General features: G+C 65.0%; 26 protein-coding genes and 1 riboswitch. Of the genes, 17 read left to right on the forward strand and 9 right to left on the reverse strand.

Annotation, left to right across the window (positions count from 1 at the left end; translation table 11 throughout):
- Positions 1–39: 39 nt before the first annotated feature.
- From smc to JKL46_RS23255, 7 genes are all read left to right on the forward strand, one after another.
- Positions 40–3507, forward strand: a complete 3468-nt coding sequence (gene smc / locus JKL46_RS23225) for a chromosome segregation protein SMC (RefSeq protein ID WP_201837840.1) — start codon at positions 40–42, stop codon at positions 3505–3507.
- Positions 3508–3849: 342 nt separating this feature from the next.
- Entirely contained in the window at positions 3850–4221 is a 372-nt protein-coding gene (locus JKL46_RS23230; RefSeq protein WP_201837926.1) for an AtpZ/AtpI family protein, read from the forward strand.
- A 61-nt stretch (positions 4222–4282) separates the two neighbouring features.
- Positions 4283–5011, forward strand: a complete 729-nt coding sequence (locus JKL46_RS23235; RefSeq protein WP_201837842.1) for a F0F1 ATP synthase subunit A — start codon at positions 4283–4285, stop codon at positions 5009–5011.
- 58 nt (positions 5012–5069) lie between these two features.
- Positions 5070–5294 (forward strand): F0F1 ATP synthase subunit C, encoded by a 225-nt coding sequence (locus JKL46_RS23240; protein WP_099508815.1) that lies wholly within the window; start codon positions 5070–5072, stop codon positions 5292–5294.
- 119 nt (positions 5295–5413) lie between these two features.
- Positions 5414–5962 (forward strand): F0F1 ATP synthase subunit B family protein, encoded by a 549-nt coding sequence (locus JKL46_RS23245; protein ID WP_201837844.1) that lies wholly within the window; start codon positions 5414–5416, stop codon positions 5960–5962.
- Between the two features lie 13 nt (positions 5963–5975).
- A complete protein-coding gene (locus tag JKL46_RS23250) occupies positions 5976–6461 on the forward strand; it encodes a F0F1 ATP synthase subunit B family protein (RefSeq protein WP_201837846.1) in 486 nt (161 codons plus the stop codon).
- Positions 6462–6587: 126 nt separating this feature from the next.
- Positions 6588–7244: an HAD family hydrolase gene (locus JKL46_RS23255; protein WP_201837848.1), complete on the forward strand. Its 657-nt coding sequence runs from the start codon at positions 6588–6590 to the stop codon at positions 7242–7244.
- 124 nt (positions 7245–7368) lie between these two features.
- Here the strand turns inward: JKL46_RS23255 and JKL46_RS23260 are convergent, their stop codons facing one another.
- From JKL46_RS23260 to gcvT, 6 genes are all read right to left on the reverse strand, one after another.
- The gene (locus JKL46_RS23260) at positions 7369–10203 is read right to left on the reverse strand and encodes an acyltransferase family protein (protein WP_201837850.1); all 2835 of its coding nucleotides are present in this window, start codon (positions 10201–10203) and stop codon (positions 7369–7371) included.
- Between the two features lie 270 nt (positions 10204–10473).
- Positions 10474–12042: an aminomethyl-transferring glycine dehydrogenase subunit GcvPB gene (gene gcvPB / locus JKL46_RS23265; RefSeq protein ID WP_201837852.1), complete on the reverse strand. Its 1569-nt coding sequence runs from the start codon at positions 12040–12042 to the stop codon at positions 10474–10476.
- Complete coding sequence (gcvPA, locus tag JKL46_RS23270) at positions 12042–13382, reverse strand: aminomethyl-transferring glycine dehydrogenase subunit GcvPA (RefSeq protein ID WP_201837854.1); 1341 nt, start codon at positions 13380–13382, stop codon at positions 12042–12044. Before gcvPA ends, gcvPB begins: the two co-directional genes overlap by 1 nt.
- Before the next feature lie 18 nt (positions 13383–13400).
- Entirely contained in the window at positions 13401–13883 is a 483-nt protein-coding gene (locus tag JKL46_RS23275) for an OsmC family protein (RefSeq protein ID WP_201837856.1), read from the reverse strand.
- A 30-nt stretch (positions 13884–13913) separates the two neighbouring features.
- On the reverse strand, positions 13914–14288 hold the full coding sequence (gene gcvH, locus JKL46_RS23280) for a glycine cleavage system protein GcvH (protein ID WP_201837859.1): 375 nt from the start codon (positions 14286–14288) through the stop codon (positions 13914–13916).
- A gap of 24 nt (positions 14289–14312) precedes the next feature.
- Positions 14313–15461 carry a glycine cleavage system aminomethyltransferase GcvT gene (gene gcvT / locus JKL46_RS23285; protein ID WP_201837861.1) on the reverse strand — a complete coding sequence of 383 codons (1149 nt, stop codon included), beginning with the start codon at positions 15459–15461 and terminating at the stop codon, positions 14313–14315.
- Between the two features lie 155 nt (positions 15462–15616).
- A riboswitch (glycine riboswitch) is annotated at positions 15617–15707 on the reverse strand.
- A 280-nt stretch (positions 15708–15987) separates the two neighbouring features.
- Here gcvT and JKL46_RS23290 point away from each other — a divergent pair.
- A complete protein-coding gene (locus tag JKL46_RS23290) occupies positions 15988–17292 on the forward strand; it encodes a hemolysin family protein (protein WP_201837863.1) in 1305 nt (434 codons plus the stop codon).
- On the opposite strand, the gene JKL46_RS23295 is transcribed toward JKL46_RS23290, so the two are convergent.
- Positions 17289–17864 (reverse strand): hypothetical protein, encoded by a 576-nt coding sequence (locus JKL46_RS23295; RefSeq protein WP_201837865.1) that lies wholly within the window; start codon positions 17862–17864, stop codon positions 17289–17291. The two genes, JKL46_RS23290 and JKL46_RS23295, sit on opposite strands and share 4 nt — an antisense overlap.
- A 28-nt stretch (positions 17865–17892) precedes the next feature.
- A complete protein-coding gene (locus JKL46_RS23300; RefSeq protein ID WP_201837867.1) occupies positions 17893–18405 on the reverse strand; it encodes an invasion associated locus B family protein in 513 nt (170 codons plus the stop codon).
- A gap of 315 nt (positions 18406–18720) precedes the next feature.
- Between JKL46_RS23300 and coxB the strand changes: the two genes are divergently transcribed.
- The 8 genes from coxB (at position 18721) to JKL46_RS23340 (ending at position 25261) form a co-directional block, all read left to right on the forward strand.
- Positions 18721–19578, forward strand: a complete 858-nt coding sequence (coxB, locus tag JKL46_RS23305; RefSeq protein WP_201837869.1) for a cytochrome c oxidase subunit II — start codon at positions 18721–18723, stop codon at positions 19576–19578.
- A 28-nt stretch (positions 19579–19606) separates the two neighbouring features.
- Positions 19607–21226, forward strand: coding sequence for a cytochrome c oxidase subunit I (gene ctaD, locus JKL46_RS23310; RefSeq protein ID WP_201837871.1), 1620 nt, complete (start codon positions 19607–19609; stop codon positions 21224–21226).
- A gap of 128 nt (positions 21227–21354) precedes the next feature.
- Positions 21355–22311, forward strand: coding sequence for a heme o synthase (locus JKL46_RS23315; RefSeq protein WP_201837873.1), 957 nt, complete (start codon positions 21355–21357; stop codon positions 22309–22311).
- 4 nt (positions 22312–22315) lie between these two features.
- Positions 22316–22477, forward strand: a complete 162-nt coding sequence (locus JKL46_RS23320) for a hypothetical protein (RefSeq protein ID WP_201837875.1) — start codon at positions 22316–22318, stop codon at positions 22475–22477.
- A gap of 8 nt (positions 22478–22485) precedes the next feature.
- Positions 22486–23076 carry a cytochrome c oxidase assembly protein gene (locus JKL46_RS23325; protein ID WP_201837877.1) on the forward strand — a complete coding sequence of 197 codons (591 nt, stop codon included), beginning with the start codon at positions 22486–22488 and terminating at the stop codon, positions 23074–23076.
- 68 nt (positions 23077–23144) lie between these two features.
- On the forward strand, positions 23145–24008 hold the full coding sequence (locus JKL46_RS23330; protein ID WP_201837879.1) for a cytochrome c oxidase subunit 3: 864 nt from the start codon (positions 23145–23147) through the stop codon (positions 24006–24008).
- Positions 24009–24125: 117 nt separating this feature from the next.
- Positions 24126–24497, forward strand: a complete 372-nt coding sequence (locus JKL46_RS23335; protein ID WP_201837882.1) for a DUF983 domain-containing protein — start codon at positions 24126–24128, stop codon at positions 24495–24497.
- A complete protein-coding gene (locus tag JKL46_RS23340; RefSeq protein ID WP_201837884.1) occupies positions 24494–25261 on the forward strand; it encodes an SURF1 family cytochrome oxidase biogenesis protein in 768 nt (255 codons plus the stop codon). The genes JKL46_RS23335 and JKL46_RS23340 overlap by 4 nt, the downstream gene beginning before the upstream one ends.
- Here the strand turns inward: JKL46_RS23340 and JKL46_RS23345 are convergent.
- A complete protein-coding gene (locus JKL46_RS23345) occupies positions 25244–25600 on the reverse strand; it encodes a hypothetical protein (protein WP_201837886.1) in 357 nt (118 codons plus the stop codon). The two genes, JKL46_RS23340 and JKL46_RS23345, sit on opposite strands and share 18 nt — an antisense overlap.
- A gap of 235 nt (positions 25601–25835) precedes the next feature.
- Between JKL46_RS23345 and JKL46_RS23350 the strand changes: the two genes are divergently transcribed.
- Positions 25836–26366 (forward strand): GNAT family N-acetyltransferase, encoded by a 531-nt coding sequence (locus JKL46_RS23350; protein WP_201837888.1) that lies wholly within the window; start codon positions 25836–25838, stop codon positions 26364–26366.
- The last annotated feature ends 17 nt before the right edge of the window (positions 26367–26383 follow it).

The raw sequence follows: 26383 nt of genomic DNA on the forward strand, positions 1-26383 counted from the left end.
TCACCCTGCCCTTCCCGGGCGGGACGGGAAGGCGCGTCCATGAAGCTGACGCGCCTTCGCATCGCCGGCTTCAAGACCTTCGTCGAGCCCACCGACTTCCTGATCGAGCCGGGGCTGACCGGCGTCGTCGGCCCGAACGGCTGCGGCAAGTCCAACCTCGTCGAGGCCCTGCGCTGGGTCATGGGAGAGAACTCCCACAAGAACATGCGCGCCACGGGGATGGACGACGTCATCTTCTCGGGCTCCTCCGGCTCCGGGGGGCGCCCGGCCCGCAACTGGGCCGAGGTGATGCTCACCATCGACAACGGCGAGCGCACGGCGCCTGCCGCCTTCAACGATACCGATCTGCTTGAAATCTCGCGCAAGATCGAGCGCGAGGAAGGCTCGACCTATCGGGTCAACGGCAAGGAAGTGCGCGCCCGCGACGTGCAGATCCTCTTCGCCGACGCCGCCACCGGCGCCCGCTCGCCGGCTCTCGTCCGCCAGGGCCAGATCAGCGAGATCATCTCCGCCAAGCCCCAGGCCCGCCGCCGCATTCTCGAAGATGCCGCCGGCATCGCCGGCCTTCATGCCCGCCGGCACGAGGCCGAGCTGCGCCTCAAGGCCGCCGAGGACAACCTGGTGCGCGTCGAGGACGTGATCCGGGAGCTCGAGAGCCAGATCGAAAGCCTGAAGCGCCAGGGCCGCCAGGCCTCGCGCTACAAGAACCTGTCCGCCGAGATCCGCCGGCTCGAAGCCCTGGTCTATGCCATCAGCTTCGCCGAGGCGCGGGATCAGGCCGCGACGGCCGAGCGCCAGGTCGCCGAGGATCTAAAGGCGGTTGCCGACGCCACCGAGGAGCAGACCCGCTCCGCCACCGCCCAGGCCGTTTCCGCCCATGGCATCCCGGCCCTGCGGCAGGAAGAGGCCGCGGCCGCGGCGGCCCTGCAGCGCCTGACCCATGCCCGCAACGAGCTCGAATCGGAAGAGCGCCGCTCCAAGGAGCGGGTGGTCGAGCTGGAGCGCCATATCGGCGACCTCAACCGCGACATCGCCCGCGAGGCGGCCCAGCGCACGGATGCCGAGGCCACCATCGAGCGCCTGCAATCCGAGGCTGCCGAGATCGCGCTCACCACGGACGGAGCCGACGATGCCCGCGCCGAGGCCAATGAGCGCCTTCAGGCCGCCGAGGCCGAACTGGCCGAGGCCGAAGCGGCTTTAAGCGCCCTTCAGGCCCAGACCTCCGACCTCAATGCCCGCCGCGCCGCCCTGGAACGCGCCGTGCGCGAGGAGATGGAGCGCGCCTCCCGTTTCCGATCCGAAAAAGAGCGCTTGGAGCGCGACATCGCGGCGCTCTCGGCCTCGCCGGAGGACGGGCCGTCGCTCGACGACATGCGCGAGGAAGCGGCGATTGCCGAGGAAACCGCCCAGAGCGCCGAGGAATCGGTGATCGAGGCTCGCGAGATCCTTGCGGCCGCCCGGGAGGCGGAAAACCGCCTGCGCCAGCCCGTCAACGAGGCCGAGCGCAAGGCGCAGCGGCTCGAAACCGAGGCGCGCACGCTTGCCAAGCTCGTCACCTCCGCCACCGGCGACCTCTGGCCACCGGCGGTCGACCAGATCACGGTCCAGAAGGGCTACGAGACGGCGCTCGGTGCAGCGCTTGGCGACGATCTCGAAGCCTCGATCAACCCTTCGGCCCCGCATCATTGGGCCGAGACCACCTCCGGTGAGGGCGATCCCTCCCTGCCGGAGGGCGTTTCCTCGCTTGCCGACCTCGCCCAGGCGCCGGCGCAACTGCAACGCCGCCTGCGCCAGATCGGCGTGGTGAGCAAGGAAGACGGCCTTCGCCTGCGTGGGCTCCTGAAGCCCGGCCAGCGGCTCGTCTCCATGGAAGGCGACCTGTGGCGCTGGGACGGCTTTACGGCGGCCGCCGAAGCGCCCTCGCCCGCCGCCCGTCGCTTGGCGGAAAAGAACCGCCTTGGCGATCTGGAACGCGAGGCGGCGGAAGCCCGCGAACAGGCCGAGCACCTGCGCCGCGAGGCGGAAGCCGCACTCGAGACCGTCCGCAAGGCGGCTTCGCACGAGATGCAGGCCATCGAGGCCGCCCGACAGACCCGGCAGGCGCTCGACGCCGCGAGGACCCGGCTGGTGGCGGCCGAGCGCAAGGAAGCCGAGCTCGGCCAGCGCCGCTCGGCCCTGCAGGAAGGCCTGACCCGCCTCTCCGAGAGCGAGGCGGAGGCGCTGGAGCGCGTGCAGGATGCACAAGAAGCCCTGCAGGACCTCGCCCCCGCGCCGGATCTCGAAAGCCGCCTGCTAGAGGAGCGCACCCGCGTCGCCGAGCGCCGGGCCGCAGCCTCCGAGGCGCGCGCCGCCCTGCAATCCCTCATGCACGAGGCCGAACTGCGCCGGCGCCGGCAAGACGCTCTGGCCTCCGACATCCGCCTCTGGACCGAGCGCGTCGCCCGTGCCGCCAGGGCCTTCGAGGATCTGGGCGAGCGCCTGGAGCGCGCTCAGGACGAGCATCAGCGCCTGCTGGAGGCGCCCGACACCTATCTGCAGCGCCGCCGCGCCCTGATCGCGGAGGTCGAGCAGGCGGAGGCGAAGCGCAAGGAAGCCGCCGACCGCCTCGCCGATGCGGAGACCGGCCTCGCCGAGACCGACCGCGCCGCCCGCGCGGCCCTGGAGGCACTGTCAGCGGCCCGTGAGGCCCGCGCCGGATCGCAGGCCCGCCACGAGGCGGCCGTCGCTCGCCTCGCCGAGATCACCCGCAATATCGCGGAGAACCTGGAGACGACCCCGGCCGGCCTGATCGAGCTCGCAGGCCTCAGGGAGGTGACCGAGCTTCCGCCCCACGCGGAGATCGAATCGAAGCTCCACTCCCTCAAGAACGACCGGGAACGCCTCGGCGCCGTGAACCTGCGCGCCGACGAGGAGCTCACCGAGCTCGAAACCAAATACAACAACATCGCCGGCGAGCGGGACGACCTTGTCGAAGCCATCAAGCGCCTGCGCCAGGCGATCGGCAGCCTCAACCGCGAAGGCCGCGAGCGCCTGCTCGCCGCCTTCGACGTGGTGAACGACCATTTCAAGCGCCTCTTCACGACTCTCTTCGGCGGCGGCACGGCCGAGCTGACCCTGGTCGATTCGGACGATCCGCTGGAAGCCGGCCTCGAAATCCTCGCCCGCCCGCCAGGCAAGAAGCCCCAGAGCATGACCCTGCTCTCCGGCGGCGAGCAGGCGCTCACCGCCACGGCCCTGATCTTCGCGGTGTTCCTCACGAATCCCTCGCCGATCTGCGTGCTCGACGAGGTCGACGCGCCGCTCGACGACGCCAACGTGGAGCGCTATTGCGCCCTTCTCGAGGATATGGCGCGCCAGACCGAGACCCGGTTCGTGGTCATCACCCACAACCCGATCACCATGGCGCGGATGGACCGGCTCTTCGGCGTCACCATGGCCGAGCGCGGCGTCTCGCAGCTGGTCTCCGTCGATCTGCAGAGCGCAGAGCGCATTCTTGAGGTAGCCTAGCGCATCGTGCCGAAAAGTGGCCCCGGTTTTCGCTAACGCGGCCCGTTGGGTCGGCCCCGGACGATGCGCCAGCCCAGAAGAGAGGCATCGGATGGATCCTAGAAGTGGAATCCACTTCTAGGTCCGATGCCGTAAGGCTTTCAGGCCTCCGCCATGCTTCGGCCTCAAAAACATGTGCGCTTCCAGGTCCAGCACACCCAAAAACACCAATACTTTAGAATTTTCAAAGACTTAGATCTTTTCAGTCGGTCCTTGACAGGGGGGACCCCCGCTCATATGGTGCGCCCGGCTTTCGGGGCTGGCTTCCAAGCATCTTCCCGCATCGCTTCAAAGGAGATCGCAATGGCGGACCCTCAAGAGCGGAACGGTGGAAATGAGCGGAAACCGGACAGCACCGACGATGCCGACCTGTCAGCGAGGTTGAAGTCGCTCGACGCGCGGATCTCCCAAGCATCCGCGCAGCGAGCCGAATCCGAGCCTCGTGCCCGTCCGACGTCAGATTCCAGCGCCCTCGGCCAAGCCTTCAGGCTCTCGGCCGAATTCGTTGCAGGAGTTGCCGCCGGCGGGATTCTGGGTTGGCTTGTCGATCGCCTGTTCGGGACATCCCCTTGGGGTCTGATCATTTGTCTGATACTCGGCTTCTGTGCCGGGATGCTCAACCTGATGCGAGCGGCCGGGATGGTCAAATCCGCCCGGTATGACGACAAGCGGTAACGGACTTAAGGCTTTCGAACGCCGAACGGCATTGGACAACAGCGAACTTTGAGAGCGGATCATGGCGAGCCCGATCGAACAATTCCAGATCAAGCCCATCATTCCGGTCATCAACTTCACAAATTCGTCCCTGTTCATGATCGGCGCTGCCGCCGTGATCGTGGGCGGCCTTCTCTATGCTACGCGCAAGCGCGCCGTCGTTCCGGGCCGCGCCCAGTCGGTGGCCGAGGTCCTGCATGACTTCGTCGCCAACACCCTGGTCGATGCCACGGGCAAGGAGGGGATGAAGTTCTTCCCCCTCGTGTTCTCGCTCTTCATGTTCGTGCTGACGGCAAACCTGCTCGGCATGATCCCGGGCTTCTTCACGGTCACCAGCCACATCATCGTCACCTTCGCGCTCGCTCTGCTCGTGATCGGCACGGTGGTGACCTACGGCTTCATGAAGCACGGCACCCATTTCCTCGGCCTCTTCGTGCCGTCGGGCGTTCCGGCCTGGCTCCTGCCATTCATCGTGGTGATCGAGCTCATCTCGTTCCTCTCCCGCCCGATTTCGCTCAGCCTGCGTCTCTTCGCGAACATGCTCGCGGGACACATCGCGCTGAAGGTTTTCGCAGGCTTTGTCGTTAGCCTCCTGGCTGCCGGCGGCGCCCTGACGATCCTCGCTCCGCTACCGCTTCTCATGGCGGTTGCTCTCATGGCGCTCGAGTTCCTCGTCGCCGCTCTGCAGGCCTATGTCTTCACGGTCTTGACCTGCATCTACCTCAACGACGCGCTGCACCCGGGCCACTAGGTCTGCGCCGAGTTACACCTTCCTCCCTCCCGATCACAGCATTCCCAAGGAGATCACAATGGATCCGATCGCTTTTAAGTACCTCGGCGCGGGCCTCGCCTGCATTGGCATGGGTCTCGCCGCCATGGGCGTCGGCAACATCTTCGGTAACTTCCTGTCCGGCGCTCTGCGCAACCCGTCGGCCGCCGACGGCCAGTTCGCTCGCGCCTTCATCGGCGCGGCGCTCGCAGAAGGTCTCGGCATCTTCTGCCTCGTCGTCGCTCTCGTTCTGCTGTTCACCTAATCTCAACGCGGTGATCGGGAGGCCGGAGCGCTCATAATAAGCGCTTCGCCTCGACAAGGGTGACGGCGGCCACACCGCCGTCATTCATTGTTTCTAGGATCGTTCTTTAGGATCTGCTCATGGCTCAGGCTCAGACGACCCATGCCACAACAGAGGCCCCCGGCGGCGCTCACGAAGATATCGGGTTCCCGCCCTTCGAGACGGAGACCTATGGTGGCCAGCTCCTCTGGCTCGCCATCACCTTCGTGGCGCTCTACACCCTGCTCTCACGGCTGGTCCTCCCGCGCCTGGGCGGAATCATCGAGAACCGCCGCGCAATGATCGCCAACGATCTCGACGACGCGGCTGCCATGAAATCCCGCGCGGAAGAGGCCGGCACGGCCTACGAGAAGGCACTTGCCGAAGCCAAGGGCCGCGCCCAGGCCCTCGCCCAGGAAACCCGCGCCAAGCTCGCCGCAGAGAGCGACGCCAGGCGCAAGGCGCTTGAGGCGGACCTGAACCAGCGGCTTGCCGAATCCGACGCCACGATCACGACCAAGAAGGCGGAGGCCATGAGCCACGTGGATGCCATCGCCCGCGATACCGCTTCCGCCATCATCGAGCGCCTGACCGGCAAGGCTCCGGCCCCGCAGGCTGTCGAAGCCGCTCTCAAGCAGATCAAGGCCTGATCGGGAGGTCCGCATGTTTCAAAGCGCTGAATTCTGGGTCGCGGTCGCCTTCGTCATCTTCTGGGGCATCCTGTTCTACTACGGCGTGCCGGGCAAAGTGCTGGGCCAGCTCGATTCCCGCGGCAAGCGGATCGCCGATGAACTGGCAGAGGCCAAGCGCCTGCGCCAGGACGCCGAACGCCTTCTCAAGGAATACGAGTCCAAGCGCGCCGTCGCCGAGCGCGAGGCCGCCGAAATCGTCTCCACCGCCCGCGACGAGGCCGAGCGCCTGGCTCGCGAGGCGCAGGAGAAGATGGCCGATTTCGTGAAGCGCCGCACGGCCACCGCCGAGGCGAAGATCGCCCAGGCCGAGGCCCAGGCCTCCGCGGAAGTGCGTGCCGCTGCGGTCGACGCCGCCATCAAGGCCTCCGAGCGCGTGCTGCGCGACGAGATCTCCGGCGCCACCGCGACGTCGCTCCTGACCTCGAGCCTCAACGACGTGCGCACGAAGCTGCAGTAAGGCCTCGCTGACGGACGAAAGACTTCGAAGGCCGCCCTCGAGGCGGCCTTTTTGCTTGGAGATCGGACCCAAAAGTGGAATGCACTTTTGGGTTTCATCCGATCCGGCTTTCCAAGTGAGGATACGATGCTGCTGATCTTCGACTGCGACGGCGTGCTGGTCGATTCGGAAGTGTTGAGCTGCCGGATCGATGCCGAGTTTCTCACACAGATCGGCATTCCCTACACGGCAGAGGAGGTTGCGCGGCAATTTCTCGGCGTGAGCCTGAAAACCATGATCTCGCGCATCGAGGCCGAGCGGAACCGCAGGCTTCCCGATGATTTTGGCGAAAAACTCAACCGCATCCTGTTCGAGCGCTTCGAGACCGACCTGAAGCCTATCGCGGGCGTGCGCGACGCCATCCTCTCCCTCCCCTATCCACGCTGCGTCGCCTCCTCCTCCGTGCCGGAGCGGATCACCTTGTCGTTGCGCATCACGGGATTGGCGGACCTGTTCGACGACATCTTCAGCTCGACTCAGGTTGCGCGCGGCAAGCCCGCTCCCGACCTGTTTCTTCACGCGGCAAGCCACATGAGCGCCCGTCCCGAGGACTGCGTCGTGATCGAGGATTCCACCGCCGGCGTTCAGGCGGCTCTCGCCGCCGGGATGCGTGTGATCGGCTTTGCCGGCGGCGGGCATTGCGGACCGGACCACGCTGACAAGCTGCGGCAGGCGGGAGCGCCGCATACCATTTTGAATATGGCGGATCTGCCGACCGCGGTTCGCAGGTTCAGCAGCCCATAGGTCGACTTCTGGCTCCGTCTAGAGCATTTTTCGATTCGCCGTCAAAAATGCGGCAAAGCAAAGAGGGGAGCTGATTCCACGCAAGTGGCAACGGCTCTAGCCGAAGGCAGCCCCACACCCGTCTTTAACCCGCCTTTCCCGGGAACAGGTCAGGACGAACCTGCCTCATACGCTCACCCAGCGGACCGGCGAGAGTGCGGGCATATTCCATCGTGATATGGTGCGTGTCCCGGAAGATGAGCACATTCCCTCCGACAGGATAGCAACGCGTCTCGTCGCAGAACCGGTCGGTGAGGTCGATGAAGCTGACATTGCTCGGCTTCGGCTCGAGCTTCGTCGAGGGATCGACTGCATCGAACAGCTGATCGCGGGCCACGGCACATTTCGCGATATCGTGCCGATTGGCTTCGATGCAGTCGGGAGCATCGGCCTTCGTCCGGGCGCTGTCGCGGATTGCGATCACGGACACGCCCTTGTCCGCCAGCTGCCGCCAGTGGTCGAGATAGCCTTCCGGGACGTACTCGATCGACTCGGTCGAAGACCTGCGACGCGACGAGGTGGTGAAGATTGCATCCGGACCGATCCTGACCAGCACCCCTTGAACATCCCTGTTCCATTGAGCGCAGGAAGGATTCCGCTCCACCTCTGTGCTGAACTGGCAAGCGCTCTTCGTAACGGCGACGATCCTCCACTTGTACTCCTGCGCGAGCCTCTCGAGCGCCGGGAGCCAATGCTCGGCATGCGAACCGCCGACGAGTGCGATGGTCTTCGTGGGATTCTTCAGCTCTCCATAGACGCAGGTGAGAACCTCCGACTGGGTCTCGTTCTGCTGGCAATGATTCGGGTGCCTGGACTTGACGGCGGCCGCTCTTGGATAGACCGGCACATTCCGCGTCAGCGTCGTCTCAAGCGCCATGGGATGCGCACCGCCGGGGTAGTCGCCGCCCAAATCTTCCAGCGACGCCGACAGGAAAAGATCGGGGCGGGCCTGCCTCATCTTCAGACCCAGCCGACGTGCGAGGCTCCGGGAATACTCCGCCGTGATGTGATGCGCATCCCGGAAGGCCAGGACATTGCCGCCGACAGGCAGACAGATCTCCTTGTCGCAGAACCGGTCGGTGAGATCGATGAACCTGACATTTCTCGGCTTGGGATTGAGCCGGGAGGACGGGTCGTTCTCGGCGAACAACTGCCGACGGGGAACCGCGCAATTGGAAATCGCCTGTCGATTGTCCTCGACGCAATCGAGGACGTCCATGCGCATCGTCGGCGTGTGGCGTACGGCGATGAACGTGATGCCGTGTTCGGCGAGCTGGCGCCATATCCTGAGAGAGCTCTCCGGGATGTTCTCCGCACTCTCTCGCCGAAGCAGCGTCGACGGGGTGAACACGACATCCGGATGGATCTTGAGCACGGCATCGCGGATCGCATCGCTCCATTCCGGGCAGAACGACTCCGCGCTTCCTTCGCCCGGTGCGGGACAGTTGCGATCGGCAAGCACGACGATCTTCCATTGCTGTCCGGACGCGAGCACCTCAAGCGCCGGCAGCCATTGCTCCGCCTGTGCGCCGCCGGTCAGAACGATCGTCTTGCGCGCCCCATTCACCCTGCCATGAGTGCAGGCGAAGGTCCCACTGCCCTCTTCGCTGCGACAGGCAGGCGGAGCAGTGCTTCTGGCTTCGGCAACCGACGGAAAGAGTGCAACATTCGGCTTGATGGCCGTCGCCGGCGACATTGCGATCCGGCCGCCGGGATAATCTTTCATCCTTCGTTCAAGTGCCAGGGCCTCGCGTATTTCCTGCCGTTGGTTGAAAGCGAACCAACCGATGGCGGCAGCGATCACCGGAAGAGCCAGCCCCAAGGCCATGGCGTGAACCTGCCAGGCAAATCGCCCGCCGAGAGAGGATCGCTGAATCGGCCGCTCGAGCCACCGGTTTGTCGCATAAGCTCCTGCGAGTGCCGTCGCGATCACCAGGAGGCCGCTTCCAAAACCCAGCTGCGTCCGCTCGCCGACGATCAGGAAGAACACCAGGATCGGCCAGTGCCAGAGATAGAACGAGAACGAAATGTCCCCCAGCGCGACGAGTGGCCTGGAGGCCAGAATGCGGTCGGCCCCGAAGGCCGTTCCTCCGCCGCCCGAGAGAACGATCAGCGCCGCGCCGAGCGTCGGCCACAGAGCAACATAGCCGGGATAATGCGCGGTCGCGGGAATAACGAGACCGCAGCTCACGACAGCGAGCAATCCTGCCCAACCGGCAGCGAGACGCAGCTTCGCGGGAAGATTCAGATAGGGAAGCGCGATCGCCAAAGCGCCTCCGAGCGCGAATTCCCACACGCGGGCCAGCGTGTTGAAATATGTCGGCGCAGGATCGAGCCGGGTCTGGAGGATCGAATAGACCAGCGACGCCGCGAAAACCGCGGCCAGTACGCAGAGGCAGGTCTTCGCCGCGTGGTGAAACGATCGGGAAAGCCATGCGATGGCCAGAAGCAGAAACGGCCAGATCGCGTAGAACTGCACCTGAACCGACAGCGCCCAGAACTGCTGAACGGGGCTCGGGGCGTCGTCCCGCGCGAGATAATCGACCGAGCTCATCATCAGCTTGATGTTCTCGAGCTGAAGCGCGCTGGCGACGACTTCGACGAGGAAACCCTGCTGGCGCGAATGCGGCATCCACAGCAGGGCCGCGAGCAATGTGAGGGCGAGAACCGCATAGGCCATCGGTGCGATCCGTTTCGCGATTCGCCCCCAGAAGGCGAAGACATCGATGGTGCCGGTCCGCTTGATCTCCCTGTAGAGAGAGCCTGTGATCAGGAAGCCCGAAATGACGAAGAAAACGTCCACGCCTCCGGAGACCCTGCCGCCCCAGATGTGGAAGATAGCCACCAGAAGAGCGCCGATGGTGCGGATGCCCTGGATTTCCGGGCGATAGTTCGAAGCTTTCGACCTGGAGGCCGTCATCGCGTGCTGTCCCGCCAGTCACGATGTCCGGGCAAAACTCCGCTCGTGGATCCAGTCCGCTCAGAGCCTCGAACTGAGAAAACCCGATGCCTTGCCGAAGCTCGCCCGGCACCATGAGAGTTGCCGTTACGTTACAGCATCCTTAATTCAGGCAGCGCGATTTGCCTCCTCTCTGAACGGATAGGCCTCGTTCAAATCCAAGCCGACTTCACACATGAAAATGCCGCCCGAAACGGCGGCATTTCCAGAAGCAGGATGGATCTTAAAGGCCTATTCAGCCGCTTCCGCCACGGGCGCGGGCGGCGTCCATTTGAGCACCGGATTGCGCGCGGCGCGGGTCTCGTCGAGGCGGCGGCGCGGGGCGTGGTAGGGGGCGCCGGTGAAGCGCTCCGTGTCGCCCTTCTTCGCGGCCATGGCGAGGTCGCGGAGCGTCGCGATGAAGAGGTCGAGGGACGATTTCGATTCGGATTCCGTCGGCTCGATCAGCATGGCGCCATGCACCACCAGCGGGAAGTACATGGTCATCGGGTGATAGCCCTCGTCGATCATCGCCTTCGCCACATCGAGCGTGGTCACGCCCGTGTCCTTCAGCCACGCATCGTCGAACAGCACCTCGTGCATGCACGGCTTGTCGCCGAAGGGCAGCGAGAGCAGATCCGACAGGCCGGCGCGGATGTAGTTGGCGTTGAGCACGGCGTCTTCCGAGGCCTGCTTCATGCCGTCCGCGCCATGCGAGAGCATGTAGGACAAGGCGCGCACATACATGCCCATCTGGCCGTGGAACGCGGTCATGCGGCCGAAAGGTTTTTCCGCCGCATCGCTTTCCTGCTCCACCAGCTCGAAACCATTCTTGCCTGCGCGGACGAACGGCACCGGCGCGAAGGGCGCGAGACGGGCGGAGAGCACCACCGGGCCGGAGCCCGGACCGCCGCCGCCGTGGGGCGTGGAAAAAGTCTTATGCAGGTTGATGTGCATGGCATCGACGCCGAGATCGCCGGGACGCGCTTTACCGACGATGGCGTTGAAGTTGGCGCCGTCGCAGTAGAAATAGGCGCCCGCATCGTGGATCGCCTTGGCGATCTCCGCCACCTGCGGCTCGAACAGGCCGCAGGTGTTGGGGTTGGTGAGCATGATCGCCGCGACGTCGGGACCGAGCAGCTTCTTCACGTCCTCCACATGCACGAAGCCGTCATCGCGCGCCGGCACCGGCTTCACCTTGAAGCCGATGAGAGCCGCGGTCGCCGGGTTCGTGCCATGCGCCGAATCGGGCACCAACACCACGTTGCGTGTGGCGCCCTCGCCCTTCGCCTCGATGGCGGCCTTGATCGCCATCATGCCGCAGAGCTCGCCATGGGCGCCGGCCTTCGGCGATAGCGCGACGGCCGTCATGTTGGTGAGCGTGATCAGATAGCGCCCGAGCTCGTTCATGAGCTCGAGAGCACCCTGCACGGTCGAGACCGGCTGCAGCGGATGCGCGTCGGCAAAGCCCGGCAGGCGCGCGACACGCTCGTTGAGCCGAGCATTGTGCTTCATGGTGCAGGAGCCGAGCGGGAACAGGCCCGTATCGATGCCGTAGTTCTGTTGGCTGAGGCGCACGTAATGGCGCATGGTCTCGGGCTCTGAGAGGCCCGGCAGGCCGATGGCCTCCTTGCGCTCCAGCCCGCCGAGGCGCGGCTTGAGATCCTCCGGCTCGTCGAGATCGACGCCGGTCGTGTCATAGCGGCCGATCTCGAACAGCAGCGGCTCGACCTGCGCCAGCGCCTTGTTGCCCGTGAAGGTCGGATGCGTGGTGGTGCCGGCCTCGCCGGCGGAAGAGGGACGTCCCTGGCGGTTCAACATCACAGAACCTCCTTCAAGGCGGCACAGAAGGCCGCGCGGTCATCATCGGTGTTCACTTCGGTGGAAGCGACGAGCAGCAGGTTGTCGAGGCCGGCGCCAGGCAGGAGACGCGACGCGGGCACGCCGGCAAGCACGCCCTTCTCGGCGAGACGCTCGACCACTTCGGCGGCGGGCTTTGTGAGCTTCACGGTGAACTCGTTGAAGAAGGTCTTGTTGAGAACCTCGACGCCCTTCACGGCGGCAAGCTGATCCGCCAGCTTCACCGCATTGGCATGGTTGATGCGGGCGAGCCGCGAGAGACCGGCTTCGCCGAGCAGCGTCATGTGAATGGTGAAGGCGAGCGAGCAAAGCCCTGAATTCGTGCAGATATTCGACGTCGCCTTGTCGCGGCGGATGTGCTGCTCGCGGGTCGACAGCGTCAGCACGAAGCCCCGGTTTCCATCCGCATCCACCGTCTCGCCGCAGAGGCGGCCCGGCATCTGGCGGATGTACTTCGACTGGGTGGCGAAGAGGCCCACGTAAGGCCCACCGAAATTCAGCGCATTGCCGATCGACTGCCCCTCGCCCACCACGATGTCGGCGCCCATGCTTCCGGGCGACCTCAGCAGGCCCAGCGACACCACTTCGGTGAAGACAGCGATCAGCAATGCGCCGTGCTGATGCGCCTTGTCGGCGATGGGCTTCAGGTCGCGCACGTTGCCGAACACGTCCGGCGACTGCACGACGACGCAGGAGGTGGTGTCGTCGATCTGCGCGAGAATGTCCTCGGTGCCGGTCACGTCCGGCGCGAGGATAATCGTTTCGTCGCTCGCCATGTCGGAGAGCGTCTTCACCACATCGGCATAGTGCGGATGCAGGCCGCCCGAGAGCACGGCCTTGCGGCGCTTGGTGACGCGATGCGCCATCAACACCGCCTCGCCCGTGCCGGTGGAGCCGTCATACATGGAGGCGTTCGCCACATCCATGCCGGTGAGCGTGGCCACTTGAGTCTGGAACTCGAACAGATATTGCAGCGTCCCTTGAGCGATCTCGGGCTGATACGGCGTGTAGCTCGTCAGGAACTCGGAGCGCTGGATCAGGTGATCGACGGTTGCGGGCACGTGGTGCTTGTAGGCGCCGGCGCCCACGAAGAACGGCACGCTCGAGGCCGAGACGTTCTTCGCGGACATGCGGGAGAGGATGCGCTCCACCTCCAATTCGCCCTTGCGGCGCGGCAGATCCACCGGCTCCGTCAGGAGCAGGTTTTGCGGCACATCGGCGAACAGCTCGTCAACATGGTTGACGCCGATCCGCGCGAGCATCTCGCCGCGGTCGGTGTCGGACAAAGGCAAATAGCGCATCGGTAAGAAACCTTACGATTAGTGCGAGGGAATGCCCGCCACGACAATCTCCGTGATGACGGAATTGGCGATGAAGCATTCCTGGTGGGAAATGTGATGCAGGTCGGCGATCTGCTCGGGCGTCGGGATCTTGTCGCCCGAGAACTTGATCTCGGGGTCCAATGTCACCTTGGACACATACAGCTTGCCCTTCTCGTTGGGCGTCATGATGCCGAGGGCGTGATCCACATAGCTGTCGATCACGTAGCGCTTCTTGGCAGCGATCGAGAGGAAGGTGAGCATGTGGCAGCTCGACACCGCCGCGACGAAAGCCTCCTCCGGATCGACGGCATCCTCCCGCGAGAGCGGCAGCGGCACCACCGACGGCGATGCGGATGCGAGAACCTCGATGCCGCAATCGAACGACCAGGAATGGCCGCGGCTGTAGCGGCTATCTGAAAAGGTCGCGCCGTCGCGGCTCCAGCGGACGGTAGCTGTGTATTCGTGTGCGTCGTGTGACATGGTGCCCCCCTTTATTTGCGATCGCTGTTTTCAGCTGATCGACTTCACAAACTCCTGATACTGTTCCTCGGTCATGAGGCCGTCGAGCTCGCTCGGATTCGTCAGGCGGATCTTCATGAACCAGCCGCGGCCGGCGGGATCCTCGTTGACCGTGCCGGGCGAAGCTTCGAGATCGCGGTTGACGTCGACCACCTCGCCGGAGACGGGTGCGTAGACTTCGCTTGCCGCCTTCACGCTTTCGACGACGGCCGCTTCATCACCCTTCGACAGATTCTTGCCGACGCTCGGCAGTTCCACGAACACGACATCGCCGAGCTGGCCCTGCGCATAATCGGAAATGCCGACGATGCCGGCATCGCCCTCGACGCGGATATATTCGTGATCCTTGGTGTAGCGCGTGGTCATGATGAATTCCCTCTTCTTGAAATGTCAGCGCTTGTAGCGATGCGGTGCGAACGGCATGGCCGCGACCTTGGCCGGCAGCGGCTTGCCGCGAACGACGAGATGAAGATCGGTGCCGATGGCGGACACGTCCTTCGCCACATAGCCCATGGCGACCGGGCCGTTGACGGTAGGGCCGAAGCCGCCGGAGGTCACGATGCCGACCTCGCGCCCGTCGGGCGTGGTGATGACAGCACCCTCGCGGGCCGGGGCGCGGCCTTCGGGCCTGATGCCGACGCGAACGCGGGAAGCACCGTCCTTGATCTCACTCTGGACGCGGGCGGCGCCCGGAAAGCCCCCCTCCTCGCGGCGGCGCTTCTGGATCGACCAGATCAGGCCGGCTTCGATGGGCGAGGTCGTAGTGTCGATGTCGTGGCCGTAGAGGCAGAGCCCCGCCTCGAGCCGGAGCGAATCGCGCGCGCCGAGGCCGATGGCCTTCACCTCCGGATCGGCGAGGAGCTTGGTCCAGAGCTTGGCCGCATCCTCACCATGGCAGGAGATCTCGAAGCCGTCCTCGCCGGTATAGCCGGAGCGGGAGACGTGGCACCAGATGCCGTCGATCTGCACATCGGCGGACATCATGAACGGCAGGCCTGCCGTCTCGGGCGCGAGCCTGGCGAGAACCGCCTCGGCGGACGGTCCCTGCAGGGCCATCAGGCCGAGATCGTCCTTGCGGTTGAGGCTGACGCCCTTGGGCAGGCGAGCCTGGATATGGGCGTAGTCCTGCTCCTTCATGGAGGCGTTCACGACGAGATAGAGCCAGCCCTCGTGGCCGGGCGCGCCGACGCGGGTGACCATGAGGTCGTCGAGGATGCCGGCGTCGTCGGCGAGTAGCTGCGAATAGCGCTGCTGGTTGGGCTTCAGGTTCAGCACATCGGCGGGAATCAGCGCCTCGAGGGCCTTCGCCACGGTCTCATGGCTCTTGTCCTCGGCGACGAGGAAGGCCTGGCCCATGTGGGAGACGTCGAACAGGCCCGCATGCTCGCGGGTCCAGTTGTGCTCGGTCAGGATGCCGGTGGGGTACTGCACCGGCATGTCGTAGCCGGCGAAGGGCACCATGCGGGCGCCAAGGGCCACATGCTCGGCATGGAGCGGGGTTTTCAGGAGCGGCTCGTCGCTATGTACCGGCTCGGCCATCGGATTTCCTCAAAGGTGCGCGTTCCATCGAGCCTTGCGGCCCGTTGCTCTGCGCCCCCTCTGTCCCGAGACCTGAGAGATTTCCCTCACCGCTTCTGCGGCGGGTTACGCCCGTCGGTGGGCGACACCATGGCGTCGCCGCTTTCCAGAGTGCCAGCTCCCGCGCGGTCCTTTGGCCTGAGCGTTTCCGGGGCGGTTGCGCCTTCGGCGCCGGGCTCTAAGCCCGGTCTCTTCCGCGGGGATCATCGGCTGGGTTTAGCTCTGAAGAGGAAATGACCTCCTGTCAACAAAGAGGAGTGACTCAGTTTGAGTTCTGATTGAGTTCCGACCGGGCCGCTGTCATTCCGGGGCCGCGTAGCGGAACCCGGAATGACGGGCGGAGGCAAACTGAGCCACTACCCGACAAAGCAGGGCGATCCTTCTCACCCTTTAATTGACGGCAGCCCCCCGACGCTCCATCTTAAGGGCCATCTTTTCACAGAAGGGGAGAAGCGCGGCCTGATCCGGTCAGCAGCTCCTTGCATCGTTGCTAGAACTGATCATCGCTCTCGCTCTCGTCGCCCTCAACGGCGTCTTCGCTCTTTCCGAACTTGCCATCGTCTCCGCCCGGCGGCCCCGTCTCAAGGCCATGGCCGAGCAGGGCCGCTCCGGTGCCGGCACGGCCTTGATTCTCATGGAGGATTCGGGCCGGTTCCTGTCCACGGTCCAGATCGGCATCACCCTCGTCGGCATCCTGGCCGGCGCCTTCTCCGGCGCCGCGCTCGGCGACCGGCTGACCCAGATCCTCTTAGGCCAGGGCATGCCCGAGGGCGCGGCCGAACCCCTGGGCTACGGCCTCGTGATCGGCGCGATCACCTATCTTTCCATCGTCATCGGCGAGCTGGTGCCGAAGCAGCTGGCGCTCCGCAACCCGGAGACCATCGCCTGCACCATGGCCCCCCTGATGCTGGTGCTCTCGAAGGTCGCGGCCCCCGCGGTCTGGCTCCTGAATGCCTCCACCAGCCTGATCTTCCGCCTGATCGGCACCAAGTCCGACGATTCGTCGACCGTGACCGAAGAGGAGATCAAGCTGCTCGTCGGCGAGGCCGAGAGCGCCGGCGTCATCGAGGAGGAGGAGCGGCGGATGATCTCGGGCGTGCTCCGCCTCGGCGACCGGACGGTGCGCGGCCTCATGACGCCGCGGACGGATGTGGACTGGATCGACCTCGACGACGACGACGAGACGATCCGCCAGCTGCTGATCGAGACCCCGCATTCGCGCCTGCCCGTCAGCGAGAACACGCCCGACAACGTGATCGGCGTCGTGCAGTCGCGCGAGCTGCTGGCATCCATGCTGTCCGGCCAGCCGCTCGACATCCGCAAGCATGTTCAGCAGGCACCGGTGATTCCGGATACGCTCTATGCTCTCGATGCACTCGCCACACTCCGCGACGCGGAGGTGCCGATGGCGCTGGTTCATGACGAATACGGGCATTTCGAGGGGGTCGTGACCCCGGCCGATGCGCTGGAGGCCATCGTCGGCGCCTTCCGGTCCGACGGCGAGGCTCCGGAGCCCGATGCGGTCCGGCGCGAGGACGGCTCATGGCTGCTCGCGGGCTCCATGCCCGTCGACGAAATGGCCGAGATTCTCGGGGTGACCCTGCCGGAGAGCCGGAGCTACCACACGGTCGGCGGCCTCGTGATCAGCGAGCTTCAGCACCTGCCGACCACGGGCGAACATGTGGAGACGCTCGGCTGGCGCTTCGAGGTCATCGACCTCGACGAGCGCCGGATCGACAAGGTCCTTGCCATTCCGCTCAACCAGCGCGCGGGCGCGGCGGTGCTTTATTAGCCGCGACGCCCGGTACCGGTGCCGGTCCCGAGGCCAACCTCGATCTCGAAGCTGTTGGCATTGGCGGCCGGAACCACGATGCCCTCCTCGATCACGGAGACCGTCGCCTGGGTCTGGCCTGCCGGGATCGCCGCCGCCACGCGGCGGGTCCGGTTGGCGAAGACGGTGGAGCCGTCCTTCACCACGATATGGACCGGAATGTCGTAGCGGCCTGCGGACCCGCCGACGCCCAGAAGCGCCCTTGCCTCCACGCCGATTCTGACCAGAGTCGAGCCGTCCGTCTGGCCGACGCATTCGCGGGCGATCTCGCCGAGAGTGAGCTGGCTGCGCACCGAGCCGGCCTCGCCGCCGCCGCGAACCTGGAGGACCGAGCCGCCGTCGAAGACCTCGATGCTCGGGCAATAGACGTCGCGGTTCACAACGGCCTGGGGAGGCGGCCGCGTCATTCCGCCGGTCAGCAGCATTTCGCCGACCCCGATGCTGCCCTGTCCCGGTGAACTGCAGCCCGCCAGCGCCGTCAGGCCGAGCACGGCGAGCGTCCATCCGGCCTTCCGGCTCAATCCATCTCTCATGATCGCCCCCAGTCTTTTCTTCAATCTGTTACGGAAGGGCGTCGAACCCTGCCGCGAATCCATTCAGGGACACGGGAATGCCGATCCCCTCCTCCGGCGTCTGGAACACGATGAAGGTGGCCTGCTGGCCGGTCTTCATCTGGCTGATCAGACTGTCCTCCATCACGACCTCGGCGACGCAGCCGGTCGCCAGGCAACGCACGAAGCCGGCGCGGCCGATATCCGTCTGGTCGATCTTGAGGCCGAGGCCCGAGGGCAACAGAATACCCAGAGGCGCGACGACGCGCAGGAGGCGGCTTTTGCCGTCGGCGGTTTTCAACACGATAATGACGAGCGTGACGTTGGGGCGGTCCTCGGCCACCACGTTCTGCACGAGGGCGCATTGCTCGGCCGTCGCTCCGGCAGGCGTCTCGCAGCGCATCTGCCACTCGCCGTAGGTGTTCTTGACCATGCCCTGAGCGCCGGCTCCGCTGGCTCCCAACAGGGCCGAGAGCCCCAGGAATGCCGCCGCACCGGAACGAACCCACCGCGATGCGCCCATCGGTTTCTCCATTCGCGAATCCCTCTGACGAGGGCAGCGGCCATCGCCGCTTCGATCCATCTTTGGCCCCGTTGGGACCATGGCAGGGGCCGCGATGTCAAGCGAGAGAGGCCGTTTGGCAGGTCGAAATGCTTTTTGGCGGTTATGACGCACAGTTTGGAACGCTTCTACCGTTGCGCTTGAGCGCGTCCTGTGGTCTTTGACGCAGATCAAAGGTGATGGCGCAAGCCGGGCGCCGATTTCTGCATGCCCGCGCCTTCCCCGATGCTTTCTATGGCCTTGCGCCATCACATCTTTAGGAGCTTTGGAACGCCGATGCGGATCGAGAATGCACGTCGATCGGTGACCGCCCTCTCCACGGCAGCGGTCGCACTTGTGTTGGGCATAAGTGAGGCATCGGCTGCGGCCGGCCGGCCCTCCCCCTGGGAAATGGGCATGCAGGACATGGTCACCGAGTTGGGACAGAGCGTGTCCAACTTCCATACCTATCTGCTCTGGTTGATCACGGTGGTCAGCCTCTTCGTGCTGGCGCTGCTCATTGCGGTCGTCGTACGCTTCAACGAGAACAAGAATCCGGTTCCCTCCAAGACCACGCACAACACCCTTCTCGAGGTCGCCTGGACCATCGTTCCGGTGCTGATCCTCGTGGCGATCGCCATTCCCTCCTTCCGCCTCCTGCGCCAGCAGCTCGTTCCGCCGCAGGCCGACCTCGTGGTCAAGGCGACCGGCTTTTCCTGGTACTGGGGCTACGAGTATCCCGCCGATCAGGGCGGCGGCTTCAAGTTCGATTCGAACATGATCACCGAAGCCAAGGACCTGAAGCCCGATCAGCCGCGTCTGCTCGGCGCCGACAACGCCATGGTCGTTCCGGTCGGCAAGGTCGTGCGCGTCCAGGTGACCTCCGCCGACGTGATCCACGCCTTCGCCATGCCGTCCTTCTACATCAAGGTCGATGCCGTTCCCGGTCGCCTGAACGAGACCTGGTTCAAGGCCGAGAAGGAAGGCGTCTATTTCGGCCAGTGCTCCGAACTCTGCGGCAACGGCCATCCCTACATGCCGATCGAAATCCGCGTCGTGAGCGAGCAGCAATTTGCCGCTTGGCTTGCCGAGGCGAAGCAGAAGTATGCTTCGACCGAAAGCTCTGCCCCGCTCAAGTTCGCCACCGCTCAGTAATTGTAAGAAGGACCACAGAGGTCTCATCATGGCACATGCAGCTGATGCCGCTCACGCGGATCACCACGATCACCTTCCGACCTTCTGGCGCCGTTGGTTCTATTCGACGAACCACAAGGATATCGGCACGCTCTACCTGATCTTCGGCTTCACGGCGGGCATCGTCGGCGGCCTTCTCTCCGTCGCCATGCGCCTGGAGCTGCAGGAGCCCGGCCTCCAGTACTTCTCGAATCCGCAGGCCTTCAATGTCTTCGTGACCGGCCACGGCCTCATCATGGTGTTCTTCATGGTAATGCCCACGCTGATCGGCGGTTTCGGCAACTGGTTCATCCCGCTCATGATCGGCGCACCCGACATGGCCTTCCCGCGGATGAACAACATCTCGTTCTGGCTCACCGTTTCGGCCTTCGGCCTGATGCTCTGCTCGCTCTTCGTCGAAGGCGCTCCGGGCTCGCTCGGCTTCGGCGGCGGCTGGACGGTCTATCCGCCGCTCTCGACCGCGGGCCATCCGGGTCCCGCGCTCGACTTCGGCATCCTGGCCCTGCACCTCGCCGGTGCCGCCTCGATCCTCGGCGCGATCAACTTCATCACCACGATCCTCAACATGCGCGCTCCGGGCATGACGCTGCACAAGATGCCGCTCTTCGCCTGGGCCATGCTGGTGACCGCGTTCCTGCTGCTCCTGTCGCTGCCGGTTCTCGCGGGTGCGATCACGATGCTGCTCACCGACCGCAACTTCGGCACGACCTTCTTCGAGCCGTCGGGCGGCGGCGATCCGGTGCTCTACCAGCACTTGTTCTGGTTCTTCGGCCACCCCGAAGTGTACATCATGATCCTGCCGGCCTTCGGCATCGTGTCCCACATCATCTCCACCTTCTCCAAGAAGCCGATCTTCGGTTATCTCGGCATGGCCTATGCCATGGTGGCGATCGGCGTGGTCGGCTTCGTCGTGTGGGCACACCACATGTACACGGTCGGCCTCTCGCTGCAGACGCAGGCCTATTTCGTGTTCGCCACGATGGTGATCGCGGTTCCCACCGGCGTGAAGATCTTCTCGTGGATCGCCACCATGTGGGGCGGCTCCATCCGCTTCACGGCGGCGATGCAGTGGGCTGTGGGCTTCGTGTTCCTGTTCACGGTCGGCGGCGTCACCGGCGTCGTGCTGGCGAACGCTCCCATCGACCGCTACATGCACGACACCTATTACGTGGTGGCCCACTTCCACTACGTGCTGTCGCTCGGCGCGGTCTTCGTGATCTTCGCCGGCATCTACTACTGGTTCCCGAAGATCACCGGCTACATCATGCCCGACTGGATCGGCAGGCTGCATTTCTGGGTCGCGTTCATCGGCGCCAACGTGCTGTTCTTCCCGATGCACTTCCTCGGCCTCTCCGGCATGCCGCGCCGCTATGCGGATTACCCGGATGCCTTCGCGGGCTGGAACCTCGTGTCCTCGATTGGCGCCTACATCTTCTTCGCCGGCCTCTTCATCTTCATGTTCGGCGTGGTCTATGCTTTCGTCCGCAAGGAAAAGGCCGCCGACAATCCGTGGGGCGAAGGTGCGACGACGCTGGAATGGACGCTGTCCTCTCCGCCTCCGTACCACCAGTTCGAGACGCTGCCGCGCGTCATCGACACGGGCCACTAAAGTATTCGAGTGGGCGGCCCTGCGCCGCCCGCTCCTCCCCAGAGGGCTTCACTTTTCAAGCCCTCCGGCGAGGAGCCGACCATCGGAGGCCTTTTCGGCCTCGTCACGGCATTTCGGAAGATTCAGTTATGAGCACCATGTCGAACAGCCTGGCCGAACCCCAAACCGAAAGCCGCGTCACCGCAGGCCTCTCTCAGGGTGACGTGTCCGACTTCTTCGCTCTCCTGAAGCCGCGCGTGATGTTTCTCGTCGTCTTCACCGCGCTCGTCGGCATGGTGGTGAGCCATCCGGACGTTCATCCCGTCGTTGCGTTCGTGTCCCTGCTGATGATCGCTGTCGGTGGCGGCGCCTCCGGTGCCCTGAACATGTGGTGGGATGCCGATATCGACGCGATCATGACCCGCACGCGCAAGCGTCCGATCCCGGCCGGCAAGATCCAGCCCGGCGAGGCGCTCGCCTTCGGCCTGACCCTGGCCTTCGGTTCGGTCATTATCCTCGGCCTTGCCAGCAACTGGCTCGCTGCAGGCCTCCTCGCCTTCACGATCTTCTTCTACGTGGTGATCTACTCCATGTGGCTGAAACGCTGGACGCCGCAGAACATCGTCATCGGCGGCGCGGCAGGTGCCCTCCCCCCGGTCGTGGCGCAGGCCGCCGTGACCGGTCACGTCGCGCTGGACAGCATCGTGCTGTTCGCGATCATCTTCATGTGGACGCCGCCGCATTTCTGGGCGCTCGCCCTGGTGAAGTCGAGCGATTACGAGCGCGCCGGCATTCCCATGCTGCCGAATGTGGCCGGGCCGGATGCCACCCGCTTCCAGATCCTGGCCTACACCGTCCTTCTGGCGCCGCTGGGCATGGCGCCCGTCGCGCTCGGCTTCGGCGGCCTCGCCTATGCCATCGTCTCGCTCGTCGGCGGCCTCGGGATGCTGGCGCTAGCGGTGCAGGTCTATCGCCTGCGCAAGGGCGAGCCGGCCATGCGGGTGGCCCAGCAGCTCTTCGGCTTTTCCATCCTGTACCTCTTCCTGCTCTTCGCGACCCTGCTCGCGGAGCACGGTTTCGGCTTCTTCCGGCCGGTTTTCGGGTGATCGGATGGCTGACCCCAAAGCTCCCCGCAGCCTGACTCCCGAGGAACAGAAGCGGCGTCGCAAACGTTCGCTGGCGCTGGCTCTCACCCTCGGCGGCCTCGTGCTGATCTTCTACGTGATCACGATCGCGAAGCTCGGGCCCGGCGTCATGCAGCGTCCTATGTGAGGTTCGACATGGCTGAGACTCCCAACCTCGAACGCAAGATGCAACGCACGGCCTTCGCCTGCGTCGGCATCGTCGTGGGCATGGTCGGCCTCGCCTACGCCTCCGTGCCGCTCTACGACCTCTTCTGCAAGGTGACGGGCTTCGGCGGCACGCCGATCGTCCGCGACGAGAACGGCTCCGAGGTGATGGACCGGATCATCTCCGTGCGCTTCGACTCCAACGTGGCGCCCGGCCTCAACTGGCGCTTTTCGCCGGAGAAGCCCGAGGTCAAGGTCAAGCTCGGCGAGACCACGACGGTTTATTACAAGGTCACCAATGCCGGCGACAGGCCGAGCACGGGGATCGCCACCTACAACGTGCAGCCGGACCTCGCCGGCACCTATTTCTCGAAGCTCGAATGCTTCTGCTTCACCGAGCAAACGCTCCAGCCGGGCGAGACTCTGGAATCCGCGGTCGTGTTCTACGTCGACCCCCGCCTCGTGCAGGACCCCGACGTGAAGGATCTGACCTCCATCACTCTCTCCTACACCTACTTCCCCTCCAAGGGGGGCAAGCCGGTGGCGGAGGCGACATCATCCACCAAACCCATCGCGCAATAAGGGACGTGACAAGCTGGGCGGAAACGTCCTAAAGCGAGATCACCTTCGAGGCACGGAGACGACACGAAATGGCCGAGGCCCACGCCAAGAACCACGACTACCACATCCTTGAGCCGAGCCCGTGGCCGCTCATCGGCGCGGTCAGCGCCTTCCTCATGGCATCCGGGTTCGTGACCTGGTGGAAGGCCCTCACCATTGCCGGGATGCATCTCGGCCCGTTCATTTTCGGCGCAGGCATCATCGGCGTTCTCTACACCATGCTCAGCTGGTGGACCGACGTGGTGAAGGAGGCCAACACGGGCTCGCACACCCGCGTGGTCCAGCTCCACCACCGCTACGGCATGATGATGTTCATCGCCTCCGAGGTGATGTTCTTCGCTGCCTGGTTCTGGGCTTATTTCGACGCGGCGCTCTATGCCGGCGACCCGCAGCTCTACGCCCGCGTCGAGGCACTCGGCGGCGTGTGGCCGCCCAAGGGCATCGAGACCTTCGACCCCTGGCACCTGCCGCTCCTCAACACCCTGATCCTGCTCACCTCGGGCACCACGGTGACCTGGGCGCACCACGCGCTTCTCGAGAACGACCGCCAGGGCCTCAAGGCGGGCCTGTGGCTCACGGTGATCCTCGGCATCCTGTTCAGCTTCGTTCAGGCCTACGAGTACAGCCACGCGGCCTTCGGCTTCAAAGGCAACATCTACGGCGCCACCTTCTTCATGGCGACGGGTTTCCACGGCGCGCACGTGATCATCGGCACGATCTTCCTCGCCGTCTGCCTGCTGCGCGCCTATCGCGGCGACTTCACGCCCAAGCAGCACCTCGGCTTCGAGTTCGCCGCCTGGTACTGGCACTTCGTCGACGTGGTGTGGCTGTTCCTCTTCGCCGCCATCTACGTGTGGGGCTACGGCGGCCCGGTGGCCGGCGGCGGTCACTGACCCCCCTTACCGCAATTGAGATCCGGCAGGGGCGGCGTCAGGCCGCCCTTCGCTTTTGGGCTCCTCGTCGCCATCTGCGAGAGAGTTCGCCGACCGGCACTTGTCTGGAGAAAAGCCGTGGCTCACGATCCTTCCCTGCCCTCGCCCATCACGACCGGACTGAAGGGGCTGTGCCCCCGCTGCGGCAAGGGGCATCTGTTCCAGGGCTTCCTGAAGGTTCAGCCGAAATGCGAGGCCTGCGGCCTCGATCTCGCCTTCGCCGATACGGGCGACGGGCCGGCCTTCTTCGTGATGTCCTTCGTCGGCATCGTGGTGGTGGCCCTGGCGCTGTGGGCCGAGTTCACCTATGAGCCGCCGATCTGGCTTCACCTCATCATGTGGACGACCCTGAGCATCGCCCTCAGCCTCCTCCTCGTGCGGCCGCTCAAGGGCGTGCTGGTCAATCTGCAATACCACCACAAGGCCGAGGAAGGGCGCTTCCACAAGTGACCGCCTCCGGATCGCACAAGGGACGCTCGCTCGTCGTTCCGGGTCTTGCGGCCCTCGTGGCGCTGGCCATCCTGATCGGGCTAGGCACCTGGCAGCTCCAGCGCATGGCCTGGAAGGAAGACCTGATCGCGCAGATCCAGGCCCGCGCCTATGGCGAGCCGGGCGCCATCCTGCCGGAACCGGAATGGGCCTCCTGGCGGGCGGACCGGGACGAGTTCCGCAAGGTTCGGGTGACCGGCACCTTCCTTCATGAGTTCGAAGCCCCCGTCTACGGCCTCGCTCCAGGCGAGCGTCAGGGCGCGCCGATCCAGGGCTATTATCTGATCACGCCCCTGAAGCTTGCGAGCGGCGCCATCGTGATGGTCAACCGCGGCTTCATCCCGACCGATCTGCGCGATCCCGCCCGCCGCTCCGAGAGCCAGCCCACGGGCGATGTGACGATCACCGGCCTCGTGCGCGCTCCGGAGGTGCGCAACACGTTTACGCCCAATGACGACCCCGCCAAGAACCAATGGTTCGCCCGCGACCCGCAGGCCATTGCCGCAGCCCACAAGCTCGAGCGCGTGGCGCCTTTCCTGATCGACGCGGATGCGAGCCCCAATCCCGGCGGCTGGCCGCGCGGCGGACAGACCCCGCTGACCCTGCCGAACAACCACCTGCAATACGCGATCACCTGGTTCGGAATCGCGCTGACGCTCATCGGCGTCTTCGCGGCCTTCGCCTGGCGGCGGCTGCAGGGGCCGGCTTCAGCCGAGCTGAAATAGGACGAAGAGGCCGAAGCCGAGGATGATCAGCCCGGCGCTGACCACCTTGGCGACGAAGAGCCATTTCAGAAGCGCCTCGTTCTCCGCTCTCCGCTCGGCCCGCTCGGCGCGGGTCATGCGCTCCTGCGCGATGAATTGCTGCGCATAGAGCGAAGTCGTCATGTCATTGCTGGTAGCGCCATCCTTCTCCAGTTCGATGCGCTGGGCCATGACGCCGATGATGAGACCGAGAACGCCGAGGCCAAGGAAGCCCGCCAAGAGAAACGCACCGAGGGCTATGCCTGCCAGCACGCCGGCCAGAATGGGGAGCAGGATCCAGTCGATCCGGGTCATGCGCATGGGCGAAAGCATCCCAAGGCGGCGAGCTTGGCTTATCGTCCTGACGATTGTACCATGTCTCCCATGTTCACGCTTCTCACGTCCGTAACCCGTCTCACGATGCGCCTTGCAGGGCGTACGGGAGAGGCTTTGCGCATCGGTTAAGCGTCGAGCATTCCCGACAAGCCCTGCGGAGACGAGCAGGGCTTCTCCAAAAAGCTTCGGTTCGCCTCCGCCCCCTTCAGAGGAGAGCGACATGAACCAGCAGCCTGAAAATCATCCCCCCAGTCCCGTCGAGGACATCGTCATTCGCGCAGCCCGCCCCATGGATTGCGAGGGAATCGCGGCGCTCGCGAACATGCCCGGCTATCGTTGGGGCACGTTGCGGCTGCCTCATCAGACCCCGGAGGCGACCCTGAAATGGCTCGAGAGCCTGAACCCGGCCAACAATGTCAGCCTGGTTGTCGAGAAAAGCGGCCGGATCATCGGCAGCGGAGGGTTCGAGCACCAGACGGGACGGCGTGCCCACGTCGCCTATCTCGGCATGGGCCTGCACGACGAATTCTGCGGACAGGGCATCGGCTCCCGGCTGCTGCGCGAGCTGATCATGATCGCCGACGACTGGATGAACCTGCGGCGGATCGAACTGACCGTCTACGTGGACAATGCGCGGGCCGTCGCCCTCTACGAGCGCCACGGGTTCGCGATGGAGGGCACCCACCGGGATTATGCCTTCCGGGGCGGCGCCTTCGTCGATGCCTATGCGATGGCGCGCATAAAACCATGATATCTGCGACCGGATGC

Origin of the sequence: Microvirga zambiensis WSM3693 (assembly GCF_016735695.1) — a bacterium.
GTDB classification, from domain to species: domain Bacteria; phylum Pseudomonadota; class Alphaproteobacteria; order Rhizobiales; family Beijerinckiaceae; genus Microvirga; species Microvirga zambiensis.